At 69.2% G+C, this 17,550-nt stretch carries 14 protein-coding genes and 3 pseudogenes; 13 read left to right on the top strand and 4 right to left on the bottom strand.

Annotated elements, in window-relative coordinates; all coding sequences use genetic code 11:
• Positions 1 to 355: 355 nt before the first annotated feature.
• Positions 356 to 1,081, top strand: coding sequence for a hypothetical protein (locus tag JK363_RS14360; RefSeq protein ID WP_236075763.1), 726 nt, complete (start codon positions 356 to 358; stop codon positions 1,079 to 1,081).
• An 84-nt stretch (positions 1,082 to 1,165) separates the two neighbouring features.
• Here JK363_RS14360 and JK363_RS14355 read toward each other — a convergent pair whose 3' ends face one another.
• The gene (locus tag JK363_RS14355) at positions 1,166 to 1,774 is read right to left on the bottom strand and encodes a GntR family transcriptional regulator (RefSeq protein ID WP_307821722.1); all 609 of its coding nucleotides are present in this window, start codon (positions 1,772 to 1,774) and stop codon (positions 1,166 to 1,168) included.
• Between the two features lie 91 nt (positions 1,775 to 1,865).
• Positions 1,866 to 2,021, bottom strand: coding sequence for an SDR family oxidoreductase (locus JK363_RS14350; RefSeq protein ID WP_236075762.1), 156 nt, complete (start codon positions 2,019 to 2,021; stop codon positions 1,866 to 1,868).
• A 118-nt stretch (positions 2,022 to 2,139) separates the two neighbouring features.
• Here JK363_RS14350 and JK363_RS14345 point away from each other — a divergent pair, with 118 nt between their 5' ends.
• The 7 genes and pseudogenes from JK363_RS14345 (at position 2,140) to JK363_RS14325 (ending at position 8,147) form a co-directional block, all read left to right on the top strand.
• Positions 2,140 to 3,480: an ABC transporter substrate-binding protein gene (locus JK363_RS14345; RefSeq protein WP_201875249.1), complete on the top strand. Its 1,341-nt coding sequence runs from the start codon at positions 2,140 to 2,142 to the stop codon at positions 3,478 to 3,480.
• The gene (locus tag JK363_RS14340) at positions 3,477 to 4,409 is read left to right on the top strand and encodes a carbohydrate ABC transporter permease (RefSeq protein WP_307821721.1); all 933 of its coding nucleotides are present in this window, start codon (positions 3,477 to 3,479) and stop codon (positions 4,407 to 4,409) included. Before JK363_RS14345 ends, JK363_RS14340 begins: the two co-directional genes overlap by 4 nt.
• Positions 4,406 to 5,245, top strand: coding sequence for a carbohydrate ABC transporter permease (locus JK363_RS14335; RefSeq protein WP_201875248.1), 840 nt, complete (start codon positions 4,406 to 4,408; stop codon positions 5,243 to 5,245). Before JK363_RS14340 ends, JK363_RS14335 begins: the two co-directional genes overlap by 4 nt.
• Positions 5,242 to 5,538 (top strand): annotated as a pseudogene (locus JK363_RS42385) (beta-galactosidase); the annotation flags it as partial. The gene JK363_RS14335 and the pseudogene JK363_RS42385, both read left to right, overlap by 4 nt.
• Positions 5,528 to 5,635: pseudogene (locus JK363_RS44660) on the top strand (beta-galactosidase); the annotation flags it as partial. The pseudogenes JK363_RS42385 and JK363_RS44660, both read left to right, overlap by 11 nt.
• 53 nt (positions 5,636 to 5,688) lie before the next feature.
• The gene (locus JK363_RS42380; RefSeq protein ID WP_307821730.1) at positions 5,689 to 5,946 is read left to right on the top strand and encodes a Beta-galactosidase C-terminal domain; all 258 of its coding nucleotides are present in this window, start codon (positions 5,689 to 5,691) and stop codon (positions 5,944 to 5,946) included.
• Positions 5,943 to 8,147, top strand: a complete 2,205-nt coding sequence (locus JK363_RS14325; RefSeq protein ID WP_307821720.1) for an MGH1-like glycoside hydrolase domain-containing protein — start codon at positions 5,943 to 5,945, stop codon at positions 8,145 to 8,147. Before JK363_RS42380 ends, JK363_RS14325 begins: the two co-directional genes overlap by 4 nt.
• A 204-nt stretch (positions 8,148 to 8,351) precedes the next feature.
• Here JK363_RS14325 and JK363_RS14320 read toward each other — a convergent pair whose 3' ends face one another.
• Positions 8,352 to 9,536, bottom strand: a complete 1,185-nt coding sequence (locus tag JK363_RS14320; RefSeq protein WP_201875246.1) for a GTP-binding protein — start codon at positions 9,534 to 9,536, stop codon at positions 8,352 to 8,354.
• Positions 9,537 to 9,744: 208 nt separating this feature from the next.
• On the opposite strand from JK363_RS14320, the gene rpmF reads away from it, so the two are divergent.
• The 3 genes and pseudogenes from rpmF to JK363_RS14305 all read left to right on the top strand — a co-directional run bounded on the left by rpmF (position 9,745) and on the right by JK363_RS14305 (position 13,052).
• Entirely contained in the window at positions 9,745 to 9,915 is a 171-nt protein-coding gene (gene rpmF / locus JK363_RS14315) for a 50S ribosomal protein L32 (protein WP_201875245.1), read from the top strand.
• 7 nt (positions 9,916 to 9,922) lie between these two features.
• A pseudogene (locus JK363_RS14310) lies at positions 9,923 to 10,036 on the top strand (GTP-binding protein); the annotation flags it as partial.
• Positions 10,037 to 10,304: 268 nt separating this feature from the next.
• On the top strand, positions 10,305 to 13,052 hold the full coding sequence (locus tag JK363_RS14305) for a SpoIIE family protein phosphatase (RefSeq protein WP_201875244.1): 2,748 nt from the start codon (positions 10,305 to 10,307) through the stop codon (positions 13,050 to 13,052).
• Between the two features lie 538 nt (positions 13,053 to 13,590).
• On the opposite strand, the gene JK363_RS14300 is transcribed toward JK363_RS14305, so the two are convergent.
• Positions 13,591 to 14,442 (bottom strand): universal stress protein, encoded by an 852-nt coding sequence (locus tag JK363_RS14300; RefSeq protein WP_201875243.1) that lies wholly within the window; start codon positions 14,440 to 14,442, stop codon positions 13,591 to 13,593.
• 163 nt (positions 14,443 to 14,605) lie between these two features.
• On the opposite strand from JK363_RS14300, the gene JK363_RS14295 reads away from it, so the two are divergent.
• Together JK363_RS14295 and JK363_RS14290 are read left to right on the top strand one after the other, a co-directional pair.
• Complete coding sequence (locus JK363_RS14295) at positions 14,606 to 15,148, top strand: RNA 2'-phosphotransferase (protein ID WP_201875242.1); 543 nt, start codon at positions 14,606 to 14,608, stop codon at positions 15,146 to 15,148.
• A 918-nt stretch (positions 15,149 to 16,066) separates the two neighbouring features.
• Positions 16,067 to 17,545: a sugar transferase gene (locus JK363_RS14290; protein ID WP_201875241.1), complete on the top strand. Its 1,479-nt coding sequence runs from the start codon at positions 16,067 to 16,069 to the stop codon at positions 17,543 to 17,545.
• Positions 17,546 to 17,550 lie beyond the last annotated feature (5 nt).

Below are 17,550 nucleotides of genomic sequence, written 5' to 3'. Positions count from 1 at the left end.
ATCGATGTGCTGGGGGACCGACGTGCCGTATGACCGGCAAGGATAAGGTTCTTGGCGCCTACAGGGTCCTGGCTCCGGGGCAGGGCGCGGTTCGTCTTCGTACCCTACAATTCCCGGCCACTGGCGAAAATCGTGTGGTCGAACGCAAGGGCGAGGAGGAGCCGTGATGGCAACGGGGGGATGGGGTCTGCCGAACGACCCCGGGCAGGGAGGCAACCGTTGGGGACCGCCGCCGGCACCCGACCCGTACGGGCCGCCGCCGAACCCCTACGGGCCACCGCCCCCGCCGCCCGGGCCCTACCGGCCGGCGCCCAGGGGCCGACGCTGGTACCGGCGGGTGCCCTTCCTCGTCTGGATGGTCCCCCTGCTCCGCTCGGTGCACCGGGCCGCGCGGAGACTGTTCGACCAGGACGGCGGCGGGCGTGTCCACGATCCCGTGGTCGACCGCGTTCAGATCACCCGCACGGTGCTCGGCGTCCTCGCGACGCTCGCGCTCTACTACACATACGGGTCGGACGACGGCCTGGAGGGCCAGGCCAACCAGAGCCTCGGCCAACTCATCCTGACCCCGATCCTGCTCATCATCGGCGGACCGGTGGTGATCACTCTCTTCATCCGCTACGCGCCTGCGGAGCGGCGGCGGTTGCTGCGCTCCCGGCTCCGCGTCCCGGCCAAGACCGTCGGCTGGTACATCCTGGTCGTGGCCCTCCTCGGCGCCTCGGCGTACGTGGTCTCGGGCACCACGCTGCTGCACGGGCTGCACGGGGTGTGGCTGTTCGTGGCCGCCGTCCCCGCGCTCGCCTTCTTGCTGTGGGGGCTGCCGTTCTTCTTCCTGGCCTCGGCCTACGTCGCCCGCTCCGCCTTCAACACCGCCTATGTGCACGCCGCGCTGCCGGCCGTGCTCACCGTGGTGATGATCTGGATCATCGCCGTCTTCAACCTGACCGGGAGCGGCATGCCCAACGGGCCACTGTGGGCCCAGTTCTGCTCCCTGTTCGGCGGCCCCCTATCGGTGACCGGGCTCTCCCTGTGGGAGCTGCGCCGACTGCGCACGCGCCACGGCGTGACCATACGCGGCTGAGGCATCCCACTCTATTTTCGAGCGGCACAGACGGCGTCTGCATCCCCCCGTTCGCGCCACCGTCCGCCACGCCTGCCGCGCGATTCAGTCCGTGAGGCGCTCCAGGATGCGGTCCATGCCGCTGTTCCAGTTCTCCTTGAGCGCCACGACTGCCTCATCCAGGTCCCCGCGCTGCAGGGACAATGCGATGCGCTCATGCTCCACGGCCGAACGCTCCAGGACGTCCTGGTCGCCGAGGGCCACTCGTTCGTATCGGTGCATCGTGACCTTCAGGGACGTGATCAGCTTCATCAAGCGTTCGTTCGTGCAGCCCGACAGGAGCAGGTCGTGCCATGCGTCGTCGTACCGCTCGATCACGTCGTGTGGGGCCTGCGGGAGGGAGAAGGCGTGCGCCTCCTCCAGGAGCTGCGGTGCGATCTTTGTGAGGTACTCGGGGTCGCTGGACTCCAGCGCCAGCGCCTCAAGGGTCGCAACGATCGCCGTCAGGTCGCGGAACTCCTGGGCACTCAGCGGCGTGAACCGGAAGCCCTTGCCGCGCTCGCTGGTGATGACGCCCTCGCGTTCCAGCGTGATCAGCGCCTCGCGCAACGGCGTTCGGCTGACGCCGAGTTCAGTGGCGAGCTCCACCTCGTTGATCGTCTCGTTCGTCGCGATCGTGCCGCTGCCGAGACGCCTGAGCAGTTCCTCCTTCACCTGCTCACGCAGCGGTCGGTTGTCGATTGGCATGTGTGGCGGCCCTTCCCTTCGGTCCCGCTCGATTATCCGTTACTGGCTGGTCGGCTGGTCAGGCGGTACCCGCGCCGTCGACCGGGGTGATCGCTCCGCTGATGAACGCCGCTGCATCGGAGGACAGGAACGCCACAGTCTGGGCGATGTCGCGGGGCTGCCCGATGCGGCCGACTTCTGGGCAGAGGGCCGGTGGGCGGGGCCAGTGGGTCAAAGGACGTGTGTGCAGCCCTCTTGACGGCCAGCCATGTCATTCAGTGTTCTGAATACAGCATTAGGCATTCAGCTGTCGGGAGGCAAGAGTGTCAACACGACCAGGCAGGCGGGGAGTTGTGGCCGCAGGTCTCGCTGCCTCGGCATCCGCCCTGCTCGGATCCTGCGCCATGGGAGGCGCGGGCGGGGCGGACGGCGACCCGCGCAAGCTGGGCGACGACGAGGACGACTCCGGCAGGAGAGGGGCCAAGAAGCTCACGGGGAAGATCACCGTGTGGTCGTGGGACGTGGCCGCCGCCGCACTCAAGCGGCTGGGCCGTACGTTCCAGGAACGGAACCCGGGCGTCACCGTCGACGTCGTCGACATCGGCTACGACAACGCCTACGACAAGATCACTGTGGGGCTGCGCGGCGGCACCGGGCTCGCCGACATCCTCACCATCGAGGGCAGTTATCTGCCGCAGTACACCGCCAACTTCCCCAGTGCCATCTACGACGTGGCGAACCTCGGCGGTCGCTACGGCGGAGACTTCGCCCGCGCTGCCTGGCGCACCGTCACCGGCCGTACGGGCGGGGAACAGGTCTTCGGGATCCCGTGGGACATCGGACCGTGCGCCCTCTACTACCGCACCGACCACTTCCGGGCCGGGGGTGTCGACCCCACGTCCCTGCAAACCTGGGACGACTATGTCCGCGCCGGCGTGCGTATCAAGAAGGCCACCGGGCACAAGTTGCTCGTCCACGATCCGACCGACTCCGGGATCTTCCCGATGCTGCTTCAGCAGCAGGGGCAGTCCTCATTCCTCGGCGGCCGCATTGCCCTCGAGACCCCGGCGGCCGTCCAGGCCCTGACGCTGATGAAGCGGCTGGCCGAGGAGGAGCTCGTCGACTACGAGAAGAACTGGGACGGACTGGTCACCGCCACCAAAGAGGGCAAGGTCTCCACGACCCCCATCGCCGCCTGGTGGTCGGGCACCCTCACCGATGAAATGCCCGAGCTCAGCGGGAAGTTCCGGGTGGTGCCGCTGCCCGGTTTCACCGCCGACGGGGTGCGTACCTCGAACATCGGCGGGTCCACCCTCTGTATCCCCACGCAGAGCGAACACCCGGAGCTCGCCTGGCAGTTCATCCGCTTCGTGCTGACCGACAAGGACAACCAGGTGTCCATGCTCAAACGCGAGGGACTGTTCCCCGCCTATCTGCCCGCACTCGAGGACGGGTATCTGAGCGAGAAGCAGGAGTACTTCGGCGGGCAGCGCGCCAACGCCGTGTTCACGCGGCTCGCGCAGAACATCCCGCCCGTCGAGTACACAAAGGACGACGCCAAGGAGAAGGACATCGTGATCTCCACCGTCAACGGCGTGATGTTGCACGGCAAAGACCCACGCGCCGCCCTCGCCTCGGCGGCCAGGCAACTCGCCGAGGCAACCGGCCGAAAGCGAGTGGCGGTAGCCCCGTGACCGCCGTGAACACCCACGAGCGCAGCGTCGCTCCTGCCTGCGCACCTGGCACGGTGCGCCGCCCCCGGCGCCGCGGCCACCTGTCGGGGTGGATCTTCGCAGGCCCTGCCGCCGCACTGTTCGCCCTCTTCTTCGCCTACCCCCTCGGCGCGAGCCTGCTCCAGTCGTTCACCACCGAGGACGCCGGCGCCGTGCACTGGGTGGGGCTGGATCAGTACCAGCGGATGCTCCACGACCCGGCGTTCATCCAGTCGCTGCTCAACACCGGGCTCATCCTCGTCGTTCAGGTCCCGGTGATGATCGGCCTCGCGCTGGTCCTCGCCGCACTCCTCAACCAGTCGTGGCTGCGCTTCCGCGGCACCTGGCGGGCGCTTCACTTCCTGCCCGCGGTGACGACGCTGGTCGCGTACGCCGTCGTCTTTCAGGTTCTCCTCAAGACCGACAACGGCCTCGTCAACCAGATCCTCGGTGCCGTCGGGATCAGCCCGGTCGACTGGCTCAATGACCCGACCTGGGCACGCATCTCCCTCATTCTCACACTCACGTGGCGCTGGACCGGCTACAACGCCGTCATCCTCCTCGCCGGCCTCCAGTCCATCGGCAAGGAGCAGTACGAGGCCGCCGCCCTCGACGGCGCCGGCACCTTCACCACGTACACGCGGGTGATCCTGCCGCAGCTGCGGCCCGTGATCCTGTTCTGCGCCGTCACCTCCACCATCGGCACGCTTCAGCTCTTCGACGAGAACTACGTCCTGACCCGAGGCGGCCCCGACAACGCCACCCTCACCCCCGTCGTCTACCTCTACAAAGTCGGCTTCCAGCAGTTCGACTTCGGCTACGCCGCCGCCATCGCGTGGGTGGTCGTCGCACTGATCGCCGCGATCTCCGCGCTCCAGTACCTCGCCTTCGGAAGGGAGCGCCGCCGATGAGCAGCAACCCGGCCGCCGTCCGGCGCCTCGGCCGATTCGCCGTGCGCGCCGTGCTCGTGCTCGGCGGGGTGGTCAGCCTCCTGCCGTTCCTGTGGATGGCGACCGCCGCCACCCACTCCACCGCCGACCTGTTCCACTCGCCGCCGCCACTCTTGCCCGGCGGACAGCTCCTGGACAATCTCGCCCGGCTCCAGGAGTCCATCGGCTTCGGCCGGGTCCTGTTCAACAGTCTCGGCATCGCCGTCGTGCATACCGCGGTCAGCTCCCTCGTCTCCGCGATGTGCGGTTACGGACTCGCCAAGTACCGCTTCCGAGGCCGGGGTGTGCTGCTCGCCGCCGTACTGGCGACCATGATGATCCCCTTCCAGGTGCTACTCGTCCCGCTCTTCCAGATGATGGCGAGCCTCGGCTGGATCGACTCCTACCAGGCGGTGATCCTGCCCTTCCTGGCGAACTCCTTCGGCATCCTCCTGATGCGCCAAGCCTTTGTCGGCTTCACCGACGAACTCATCGAGTCGGCCCGTATCGACGGCTGCGGCGAGCTGCGCACCTTCTACCGCGTCGTGCTGCCATGCGTGCGCCCGCAGCTCGGCGCGCTCGTGACCTTCACGTTCACGGCGGCCTGGAACAGTTTCATCTGGCCCCTCCTCATGCTCAACACCGAGGACAAATACACCGTGCCCGTCGCCCTCAACACCCTCACCGGCCTCTCCCGGGTCGACTACTCCGGCCTGATGCTCGGCTCACTGCTCGCGACGCTCCCGCTCATGGCACTGTTCCTGCTGTTCCAGCGGCAGTTCGTGGCCGGCCTGCTCAGCGGGGCGGTGAAGGGATGAGCACCCACCTGACCGCAGTTCCCGGACTGCTGTACGGCGACGACTACAACCCCGAGCAGTGGCCCGAGGAGACGTGGGCCGAGGATGCCAAGCTGATGCGGGAAGCCGGGATCACCATGGTCGCCGTCGGCGTCTTCTCCTGGGCCAGGCTCCAACCGAAGCCGGAAACCTGGGACTTCGGCCGACTCGACCGGCTCCTCGGCCTGCTGCACTCCCACGACATCGCCGTCGACCTGGCCACCGCCACCGCCTCACCGCCCGCGTGGCCTGAACGACGACCTGATGCGCTCCCTCAAGCGCGGCCAGACCTGGCTGCTGGGGGAACAGACCCCCTCGGCGGTGAGCCGGCGGCCGGTCAACGTCCCCAAGAAGCCCGGCCTGCAACGCCTCTGGTCGCCCCAAGCCGTGGCGGCCCATGGCGCCGACGGAATCATGTACGTCCAGTGGTGGGCCCCCACGCGCCCACGGAAGCGGGCGTCACCTCCTGCGCGCCGGTCCCCGAAGGCGTCGAGGCCACGGTCCGCACCGGCCCCGATGCCTCGTACCTCTTCCTCCTCAACCACGCGGACAAGCCCGTCGAGATCAGTGCCCATGGCACGGACCTGCTGACCGGGGCCCCGGTGAGGGGCGCCGTGCAGCTGGTACCGCTCGGCGCAGCCGTGCTCCGCACCCCTCACTCCCTTGGAGGCAAGCACTCGTGACCAGACCCCGCAGGTCCCCTCTCGCGCTCCTGGCGGCCCTGCTCCTCGCGGGCGGCGCCACCTTGGCCCCGGCGCCGGCAGGCGCGGCCGCCCCGGCACCCGAAGCCTTCCGGGCATCCGGCTACGCCGACGTCCTCGACCTGCACGGCACCCCGACCGCCGCGCTGCCCAGCGACGACAACAACACCAACCGCATCAACGTCTTCGCCGACCAAGGCGCCTGGCACGCCTACTCCCTGCCCAAGGCCGGTGACCCCGGCGCCTACGGAGGATTCAGCGGGCCCCTCTACATCGCCCAGGAATACCCCTGGTGGCTGAGCGCCTCCTTCAGCCGCATCCGGCTCACCGAAGACGGCCACACCCTCGACCTCGCCGCCGGGGGCGCTCCGCGCTTCACCTCGCTGCCCGGCCGACTCGTCCAGTCGTACGACCTCGGACGCGGCCTGCGCCTCACCCTCACACTGCGATTCGCCACCAACCGCAGCGCCCTCATACGCGCCGAGGTCCGCAACACCGGGACCACCCCCCGCGCCCTCGGCGCCGAGTGGACCGGCAGTCTGCTGCGGCCCGACAAGGCGCCGATGCGGGACGCGCCCTCCCTGGCCGCGACCGCCAACGGCGTCGGAGTCGACTTAGCCAAGGTCCGCGAGACCTGGGACTACCTCACCGACGGCACCGAGCGCTTCGAGATCACCCACGCGAAACCCGTGCGCACCACCGTCGACGGCGACTCCTACCGCACCAAGACCACCGCCCCCGTCACCCTGGCGCCCGGCTCCGCGCACCACTTCGACTGGACCGAGTCCTACACGTTCACCGCCGAGGAGCGCGCCAGTGAGTCGCGGCGGGTCCGCGCGGTACTGGCCCGTCCGCAGGCGTACACCTCGGCCACCGACGCCCGCTGGCGCGGCTACGTCGCCAGGGTGATCCGCGGTGTGCCCGCCGACCGGCGCCGCACGGCCGTCAAGTGCCTTCAGACACTGGTCACCAACTGGCGTTCCGCGGCGGGGGAGCTCAAGCACGACGGCATCACGCCGTCCATCTCGTACAAGTGGTTCACCGGCGGCCTGTGGGCCTGGGACACCTGGAAGCAGGCCGTGGGCACCGCCCGCTTCGACCCGGCGCTCGCCACCTCGCAGCTCCGGTCCATGTTCCACTGGCAGATCACCGCCGACTCCAAGACCCGCCCGCAGGACGCCGGCATGATCCCCGATGTTGTCTTCTACAACGACCCCGAGCGGGGCGGCGGCAACTGGAACGAACGCAACTCGAAGCCGCCGCTTGCCAGTTGGGCGGTGTGGAAAGTGTTCCGCAAAAGCGGTGACCGGACCTTCCTACGAGAGATGTACCCAAAGCTCGCCGCCTACCAGGCCTGGTGGTACCGCAACCGGGACCACGACCGCGACGGCCTCGCCGAGTACGGCGCCACCGTCGATCCCGCCAATGATTCCGCCGAGGAGCGCCGCCTGGCCGCCGCCTGGGAGAGCGGCATGGACAACGCGCCCCGTTTTGACGCCGACCTCGGCACCTCCGTCGTGGCCAACCACGCCGCCGACGGCACCCTCCTCGGCTACTCCCTCACTCAGGAGTCCGTCGACCTGAACGCCTATCTCGCCCTGGATCAAGCCTACTTGGCGCGCATCGCGAAGGCATTGGGCAAGAGCTCCGACGCCAAGCACTGGCAGCAAAGGGCCGATGCCACACACACCGCCGTGCGCAGGCAGATGTACGACCCCGACGGCGGCTGGTTCCACGACATCGACCTCAGCACCGGCACCCGGCTCACCTCTCGCGGCCGGGGCGTCGAAGGCGCGGTGCCGCTGTGGACCGGCACCGCGTCACGGGCCCAGGCGCGCGCGGTGCGGGCCCGACTGACCGACCCGGCCGAGTTCGCGACGACGGTGCCGTTCCCGACCGTCGCCAAGTCTTCCCCGTACTTCGACGCGAAAGACTACTGGCGCGGCCCGGTCTGGCTCGACCAGGCCTACTTCGCCCTCGGCGGGCTGCGCCGCTACGGCTACGGCAACGACGCCGATGCCCTCACCGACCGCCTCCTGGCGAACGCGTCGGGTCTGTCCGGAAACGGGCCGGTCATGGAGAACTACAACCCGCTGACCGGTGGCGCACTCAACTCGCCGAACTTCAGCTGGTCGGCGGCACTGCTGCTGCCGCTGCTGAGCCGATCGGACCACTCACGGTAGCGCCGCACTGCGGCTGGGTACGCGTCGCGGCCCGCCCTAGGTCGGGTCGGGTCGCGTCGCCTGCGGAGGGTCGACTCTGCCGGCCCGGAACACTCCCCGATCGGCCGATGTGCATCGAGGTGGAGGAGTGGTGCGCCCTGCCGCTGCTGGACGAGCCGTTGGGCAGTGCGTACCTGTCCCATCAGGGCGCGGTGCCGGTAGAGTTCAGCCCTCCGGGCCCTGTGTCCCGGTGCCGAGCAGCGGATCGGGCAGACAAGTCCAGTGGTCGGCGCCGAGTGCCAGTTCACGGTCGTCAAGTACGGCGGTGTCCAGCGCGGCCCGCAGCCGCTCCTCGCCCAGTTCGGCTCCGGTGAACACGATCTCGTTGCGACGCTCGCCGTAGTAGTCATGCCAGTGCCACGAGGCCAGGGTTCGTCGCTCGGGCGACGCGGCGCGCCACGCGCCCGTATCCCCGTCCTCCAACCAGCTCCCAGCCTGCCGCAGTTCGAGGTGGCGGCCGGCTGACCGCCAGGAGATGACCGCGTCTGGGTGGGTGGCCACCCACAGGTGCCCTCGGCTGCGCACCACCGCGGGCATGATCCGGGGCAGGCATTCCGCCAGCCGCTGGGGGTGCAGTGGGCGCCGGGACCGCCACAGCACCGAGGCCACGCCTCGGTCGATGCCACGGCGGCGTATAGCAGGGGCGATGACGTCGAGCCGGTCGGCCGGTCCGGCCGCGGCCCACCCGGAATCGGGCCGTGTCAAAGGTGTCAGCGAGGCGCTGTCGCGTTCTTCCCCATCGAGGAGGATCATCGCGGACGGGTTGAGATGGGCGAGCAGAGCGCGGGAGCCTTCAAGGCGGCCGTCGTCCTCCGCTCCTCCCTCCCGCAGGACCATCACCTGGGCAGCCTCCACTTGTCGGGCTGCGGCCTCGGCGAGCGTGAAGGGGACGGTGTGCGGATGGTCACCGAAGATGTGGGCGGCGCGGTGCACACAACGCAGGTCGCTCAGCAACCGGCCGGGGTCGACGCCGACGACGAGGGGCGCGAGGTCATAGTGGTCCGACAGCGGAGTCCTGCCCAGTGGGGTCCTCCACAGCTCGGCCAGAAACGGCAGGGTGTCCATGTTGTCAGGGAGCGCTAGCACGACATGCGAGCACGGGGCGGCCCGGGCAATGGCGCCCAGATCCTGACGGATGATCACTGCAGGGTCGCCCGTGGCCGCTTGAGACAACGAGGCTCGCCACCGTCCGTCACCGCCCGCGGCGAAACGCTGCACGAAGGGGTACGGACCCGCCTCGTCGCCATGGACCGAGACCGAGAGCACCAGCGCGTCGGGCGAGGCGCGCCGCAGTAGGTCCAGGACGCGGCCTCGCGCTTCCGGGGTGTTGCCGGACACCAGACCGAGCAAGCTGCGGCCCCTTCCCCCGGCCCTCACTCCGGCCCCCGTCCGATGGCGGTGACGAGCGCATAAGTGGTCTTGCGGATCCGCAACATCACCAACGGCACTTCTCCTCCTGAGTGACGACCTCACAGCAATCAGCACCCTACATGGAAACGGTACCCATTTTCATATAACGTGTGCAGGGACAACACCGAGCAGGAAAGGACGCATACACATGGCCGTGCCCAAGCGGAAGATGTCCCGGAGCAACACCCGCCACCGCCGCGCGCAGTGGAAAGCGAGCACGCCGGAGCTGGTGACGATCACCATCGACGGCCGCGACCACCAGGTGCCGCGGCGGCTCGTCCCCGCCTACCGGCGTGGTCTGCTGCGCCCCGAGGGATGACTTGACCATGGCCGACCACCTTCCGGTGACGGTCCTGTCGGGTTTTCTGGGATCCGGCAAGACCACCCTCCTCAACAACCGCGACGGGCTACGGGTCGCCGTGATCGTCAACGACATGAGCGGGTGCTACCCGCCCCGGTTGATGCGCAGGACGCCGTCGATCATGCCGCGAGCTCCTCACGAGTGCGTTGCTCCGTCTCGATGCCATAGCCTGCGAAAAAGCGGCCGCGTCCTCTTGATCACGCCGCGTGACCACCCCGCTCGCGGAAGGGCAAGGATAGACTTGTATTGATCTTGCCGGAGGCCAGGGTATGAGCCTGGATGCACAGGACGTCATCGCATCGGGGTCGGGCGAGTACAGACTGCTACGCCCCGCACTTGATTCTGCCGTGGCGATACTCAGCGGGCTGGGCGGCATGATCCATTTGGCCACCGTCGACGATGAGCCCATGCTCTTGACCGCGCATACCGGGCTGTCGGATGCGTTCGTCAGGGCGTGGGAGGACGTGGCTCGTGACGAGGCGGTGGCACCTGCCCACGCGGTGCGTACCGGCTCCGTCGCATGGACGTCGGCACACCGGCGACAGGACTCGCGTGCCGGTACCACCCGCCTGCCCGTCGGCACCGGGCTGACCTCGGCCCCGATTCCGGCGCTCGGCGGCCCGGTGGGTGCCCTGTCCGTCCTCACCCCCACAGCCCAGGAGCCGGACGCCGAGGAGGGGCAGGTGCTCGCCGCCATGGCACGGTGCATCGGCGAGCGGCTGAGTGCGGTCCGGACGGCTCCCGGCGCGGCGAAGCCCGGACCGCGCGATGAGCCCGGATCCCCGGAGACCCGCCCGGAATCCGCATGCGGCATCTGGCACTGGGACTTCACCGGCGGCACGGTGAGCTTGGACGCATACGCATTCCGGTTCCTGGGAATCGACGCGGACACCTTCGACGGGCGAATCGACTCGTGGCAGCGGTTGGTTCACCCCGAGGACCTGCATCGCGTCATGACCTGGATGTCCGAGGCGCGCCGCGGCAAGAGCGGGTACGGCGTGGAATACCGGATACGTCAAGGCGATGGGGCATTCCGGTGGGTGGAGTCCCGCAGCCGCAACCGGGGCGATGCGAACGACGAGGAAGCAGGGCTGAGTTGCACCGTCAGGGACGCAACCAGCAGTCGGCTCGCCCAGGAATTCACCGGCCACACGCTGCGGCAGACCAGCGACGGTTTCCTCGTCCTCGACAGCGCATGGCGTGTGACCCGCATCGGCGGCCAGGCCGAGTACCTCCTCGGCTCGCCGGAGCTGCTGCCCGGCCGCAGCCTGTGGGAGGCGATCCCCGCGCTCAGCGGTCTCGGCGTGGCGGAAGCCGGTCTGCGGGCCACCGCTGAGCGGAGGCCACTCAGCGTCGACGTACCCTGGTCCGCCCAGCAGAAGTGGCTGCGTATGCGGCTGGTCCCGGCAACCGACGGTCTGACGGTCTACCTCAACGATGTCACCGGCGTTCGGCGGGGTGGAGCCGGAGAGGATCCGGCGGACACCGTTGCCTCCGGGCACACCTCCCGGATCGTGCCACTGACCCAGGCCCTTGCCGCAGCAGTGACCGGGCAGAATGTGGTGGAGGCGGTGGCCGAGCACATGCTGCCGCTGTTCGGTGCCACAGGAGTCAGCGTCTGGGTCTTCGAGGCCGGTCGCATCTTCCTGGTGGCGTCCGTGGGCGTACCGCAGGAACTCGTGGACCGGGTGGAGGGCCTCCCCGTCGAGGGATCGCCGCCGGTTTTCCAGGCGCTCGTCGACGGCGTTCCCAACTTCATCTCCTCGCCCGAGGAGTTCATCCGCCGCTACCCGGGAGGAGCCGACATCCCGGCCCTGTCCGGCAAAAGTGCCTGGGCGTTCCTGCCGATGATCGTCTCCGGACGGAGGGTCGGAAACTGTGTCATCACCTACGGCCGGCCGCACCAGTTCACCCCCGAGGAACGGACCCTGCTCACGGCACTGAGCGGCCTGGTCGCCCAAGCCATGGAGCGGGCCCGGTTGTACGACGCCGAACACGCTCGCGCCCAGGAACTACAGCGCGGACTGCTCCCCCGCGCCCTGCCCGCTACGCCTGCCCTGGCCACAGCCGCCCGCTATCTGCCCGCCGGGGAAGACATGGCCGTCGGCGGCGACTGGTACGACGTCATCCCGCTGTCCGCGGACCGGTGCGCCCTGGTCATCGGGGACGTGATGGGCCACGGTCTGTCCGAGGCCGCGACCATGGGACGGCTGCGGACCGCCGTCCAAACGCTGGCAGACCTCGAAATGCCCCCGGACGAGCTGTTCTTCCACCTCAATGAACTGGTGGCCGGCCTGGGCGAGGACCTCTACGCCACCTGTCTCTACGCCGAGTACGACCCCGTCGACCACCACTGCACGGTCATCACGGCCGGAAACCCCCCGCCGGCCGTCGTCCGTCCCGACGGCACGGCGTACTATCCCGAACTCCCGGTCAATCCCCCGCTCGGCGCCGCGGCCCCGCCCTTCGAAACGGCCGAGCTGACACTCCCCGAGGGCAGCCTGCTCGTGCTGTACACCGATGGCCTGGTCGAATCGGCCGACCCCGACATCGGCCAGGGGATGGCCAGGCTCCGCCGCTGCCTCAGCACCGCGCCCGACGGCACCCCCGAACTCGACGCCCTGTGCGGGGACCTGATCGCCGCCATGCTGCCCGACCAGCATCGGATGAGCGACGACACGGTCCTCCTGGTCGCCCGCACCCACGCCACGGCCCCGAGGGACATTGCCAGCTGGCGGTTGTCCGACGACCCGAGAGCCGCGGCCAAGGCTCGCCACGACATCCGGGACCAACTCGCCGCCTGGCATCTGCAAGAGCTGACCATGGCCACCGAACTGGTTGTCAGCGAGTTGGTCGGCAATGTGGTGCGGCACGCCAAGGGCCCGATAACGCTACGACTGCTGCGCAGCCAGACCCTGATCTGCGAGGTCACCGACGGCAGCGCGACCATGCCACGCATCCAGCGCGCGGCGGACACTGACGAGGGTGGGCGCGGCCTCCAGCTGATCGCCGCCATGACCGACCGCTGGGGAGCGCGCTACACCCCCACGGGCAAGTGCATCTGGACCGAGCAGGCGCTGCCGTCCGGCCCATAGCCGTACGGTCGGAGAGCCCGGTGCACTCGCCCCGGCCCGCCGTCGTCCGGTGGTTGGATACTTCTCCCGCCACAGCTCGACGGCCTCCGCCAGCCGCTCCGCCTCCCCCCTCTGCCGGTCCCCCGGACCGCGGCCCGTGGGCGAACACCGGTGCCGGCACGCAGGCCCGTACGGCACGCACACCCGTGCCGTGGGCCGCGGCGGTGGCGAAGGCGAACTCGATCGGTACGGCCGACCCCGGCGGATCCTGGATACCGACCACGACGTCGCCCTCCCCGGGCCCGGCCCGCACACCGTCGTTCCGGTGCACCATCACCACCGGGATGCGTCGACAGCGTCAGCACCCGCAGCCCCACGGACCCGAGCAGGAAGCCGCCCACGGCGCCGCGCCCGTGCGAACCGAGCACCCCGGCGGGCCTCGGGGGCCTGGGCGGTACGGGCGGTCTGCGGCGGCAGCATCCAGGCGTGCACCAGCCGCAGCGGGGCACCCTGCCGCGGGACCCTCCCGGTGTGCGCGCGGGAGGCGTCCTCATCGTGTTCATTCGTGGGGGACGACGGCGACGGGGCAGGCCGCGTGATGTACGGCCGCCTGCACCACGGGACCCAGGCGGGGACCGAGGGCGGGTGGATGTCTTCGCCGTCCGACCATCAGCAGATTGCAGTCGGCCGCTGCCCGTACGACGGCTCGGGCCGGGCTCTCCACGTGGACCTCGTCGATGACCCGCACCCGGGGAAACTTCTCCCGCCACGGCCGCAGGACGTCATCCAGTTCCCTACGCACGGACCGCTCGAATTCATCGGTTTCATCGGTCCCCCCAGCACCGGTGTGTTCCCGATCGGGTTTCCTTCCGTGGACGGCGTGCAGGGGCACGCCGCGGGTGAAGGCCGTGACGTAGGCGAACTCCAGGAGGTTGTCCTGCGGGCCGTGCAGACTCAGCCCCACGACAACCCGTCCCCGACGTTCCCCCGTCTCCCGGTCCGCGCGGACCAGTACCACGGGTCGCTCCGCCCGAGTGACCGCGTGCAGCCCGATGTCGCCCAGGAAAAAACGCGCCACCGGGTCCAGCCCCCGTGATCCGAGGACCAGCATCCGGGACCCCGCGGCGGCGTCGAGCAGGGCCTTTTCGGGCTCGCCCGCGACCAGGTCCTCGATGATGGTCAGGTCGGGGTGAAGCCTGGCCAGCTCAGTGTGCGCCTCGTGCACGATGCGCTTCGCCCAGTAGTTCTGGTCGTCCGCCGCAGGGCTGTCGGGAGTGGGCGGCGACAGCAGTATCCAGGCGTGCGTCAAGCGCAGGGCCAGTTCGCGCCGCTTCGCCTCGTCGGCGGCCCAGTGCGCGGCTGCCAGGCTCTCGGCGGTACCGTCGAGGCCCACGGTGACCACTTGTTCCATGGCGTGCCCCATCGTGCGGGAGGCCCCTCCAGGACATGAATACCCCAAAGTCGACCCAACCATCGCGGAGGTCTCAACCGGGTACAGCCGTGCGTACGCTGCACCACCCGCCCAGCCGGGAATTCAGGTGCCGCCCATGACACCTGTGCGGCACCCTGGAGTCATGAACCACCAGCGATCCGTGCGCCTCTCGAAATACCTCGCCAGGCACCTGCGGCACGCTCCGGAACGCATCGGAATCACCCTTGACGATCAGGGCTGGGTACCCGTGGACGAGCTGATTGCCGCTGCCGCACGCCATGGATTCCCCTTTTCCCGAGCTGAGTTGGATGTCGTGGTGGCCGACAATGACAAGCAGCGCTACACCATCGAGGCCGACCGGATCCGCGCCAACCAGGGCCACTCGATCCCGGTGGACCTCGCGCTGCCGCAGGCCGTTCCGCCCGCGTATCTCTTCCACGGAACGGTGACCCGCAACGTCGCCGCCATCAGGCGGGAAGGGTTGCGGCCCATGACGCGGCATGCCGTCCACCTCTCGCCGGACCGCGCCACCGCGACCCGCGTGGGCGCACGGCGCGGCACGCCAGTGGTCCTGGCCGTGGATGCGGCGGCGATGCACCGGGCCGGTCATGTCTTCCACGTCAGCACCAACGGCGTCTGGCTCACCGCCGCTGTGCCGGCTGCGTTCCTGCGCTTCCCGGGCTGAACGGCTCCGAAGGGAACTGCTGGCCTGGCATCGGCAACTCATTGCGCGGAAGTAGACGTTCCCCCAGCAGCGCCGCCCCGGCGGGCCGTCCAACAGGCCAGAAACCTCACGACCGAGTCCTGATCGACAACGAGGACCACCACACCCACGCAGCCCTGACCGAGTACATCCGGCACCGCCCCCACCAACCCCGGCAGCAACTATCCCCGGACGGTGCCGAACCGCCTGTACCAGCCAACGGCACGGACATCCAAGCCCACCGAAACGAACGACGGCCCGTCCTCGGCGGGCTGATCAACGAGTACCGCCAGACTGCCTGCGCAATGGCATCGCCGCAGCTCACAGTACCGAATCGGATGTCCGAGCGGCACAGGCCGGGCGAGTTGCCGGAGCGCGCGGTGGCGTCAAGGCACCCGTAGGCGGCGGCACCGATCGGTGGATCCAGTCAAAGTTTGAGCACAAATTACACACATCATCTCTTCATACTGGTTCCGATGGTCTAGATTGACCGTGCTTCAGCTGTTCGGACACGAGGCGACCAGTAATGATCTAGAGGTCCGGTGCTACGGAAGGCCAGCAGTCGCGTCCCCGGCGCCGGGCGTGGGGGTGATCAATTCTTGGAGCCCGAGAGGGGCCTTGGGTGTGGGGAGCACCCGAGGTTTCGACGAGTTCCCAGCGCACCTCGAGAGTCTGGCAGGACATGCGAGTCTGCTGCCGCCAGGGTGGGTTGTTCACGTAGCTCTGGAATAGCCGGGATGCCATGCGCCGGGGGGCGGGGGCCTCCCGAGGGGAGGAACAGCGCGGCGCGGGGGGCGGGGGCCTCCCGAGGGGAGGAAGAGTGCGGGGGGCGGGGGCCTCCCGGGGGGAGGAACAGTGTTAGGCGAACACGTCGAACCACTGGGGGACCTGGGGGGTTCTGTGCGGCAAGGGGGATTAGTCAGCCCGTTTTCGTCGGAGCGCGGGCGTCTGGCGAACGGGGCAATCAGCCAGCCCGCGATCGACTGGGAGCAGCGGTACCGCCGTACCGTGATCACCAGCGATACCGTGGCCACCGCCTTCGTAGTGGCGGCGATCGGCAACTTCTTCGGGGCCCGGGACGCGGCCAACTGGCACGAGAAGTGGGGGATTCTCGCATTCGGCACCGAGTTGCTGGTGCTGGGGGCACTTGCGGTGAGCCGGTCGTGGGCTCCGGCCGTGCTCGGCCAGGGCGCCGAGGAATTCCGCCGGCTCGGACGCTCACTGTTCACCGCGACCGTCGTACTGGCGCTCGGCGGCATCGCCCTCACCTCGCGCAACATCAAGCTCTGGATCTTCGTCGCGATCCCCGCGATCGCGCTCATCACCATGACCGCGCGGTATCTGCTGCGCCTCTGGCTGCACAAACAGCGGAAGGAAGGACGGTGCCTGCGACCGGTGCTCGCTGCCGGGAGCCTGACCACCGTGCGCGACCTGATCACCCGAACCCGCAAGTTCCCGCACCTCGGCTGGCGGGTGGCTGCGGTGTGCACGACGGACGGCCTCGGGCTCGACGGTGACCAACTGGACGGAGTGCCGGTCGTCGGCCGACTGACGGACGTCGCGGGCCACGTCCGCCACGACGGCTACCGTGTCGTCGCGGTCACACCGGACCCGCACTGGTCGCCGGACCGGCTCCAGCGGCTGGCTTGGAACCTCGAAGGCAGCGAAGCCGAGATGGTCGTGGCCCCCGTGCTGATGGAAGTGGCCGGCCCGCGGCTGCACATCGACGCGGTGCTCGGGATCCCGCTGCTGCGGGTCAGCATGCCGACCTTCACCGGGGGCCGCCGGGCGGTCAAAGGGGTCGTCGACCGGATCGGCGCAGCGATCCTGCTGATGCTGTTCGCGCCGCTGATGGTGTTCGTCGGGCTGCTCGTGCTGGTGGACAGTCGGGGTGGGGCGTTCTACCGCCAGCGCAGGGTCGGCAAGGATGGCCGCGAGTTCACCATTCTCAAGTTCCGCACCATGGTCGCCGGGGCTGACGGGGCACGTGCCGAGCTGGCCGACCGCAACGAAGGCGCGGGCCTGCTGTTCAAGCTCCGCCGGGATCCCCGGGTGACCCGGGTGGGAGCAGTGCTGCGCCGGTACTCGATCGACGAGCTCCCGCAGCTGTTCAACGTGCTCACCGGATCGATGTCGCTCGTCGGTCCGCGGCCTCCGTTACCGGAGGAGTCCGCTGCATACGGCCCGGACATCCGGCGGCGGCTGCTGGTCAAGCCCGGACTCACCGGCCTGTGGCAGATCAGCGGACGCAGCGACCTGTCGTGGGAGGAGGCGGTCCGGCTGGACCTGCGGTACGTGGAGGACTGGTCGCTCGCCCTGGACACAGTGATCTTGTGGAAGACGCTGCGTGCGGTGGTCTACGGGCAGGGGGCCTACTGATGCGC

This window comes from Streptomyces coffeae (assembly GCF_016741875.1).
GTDB lineage: Bacteria > Actinomycetota > Actinomycetes > Streptomycetales > Streptomycetaceae > Streptomyces > Streptomyces coffeae.
This window is presented reverse-complemented; position numbering and strand designations above follow the sequence as displayed.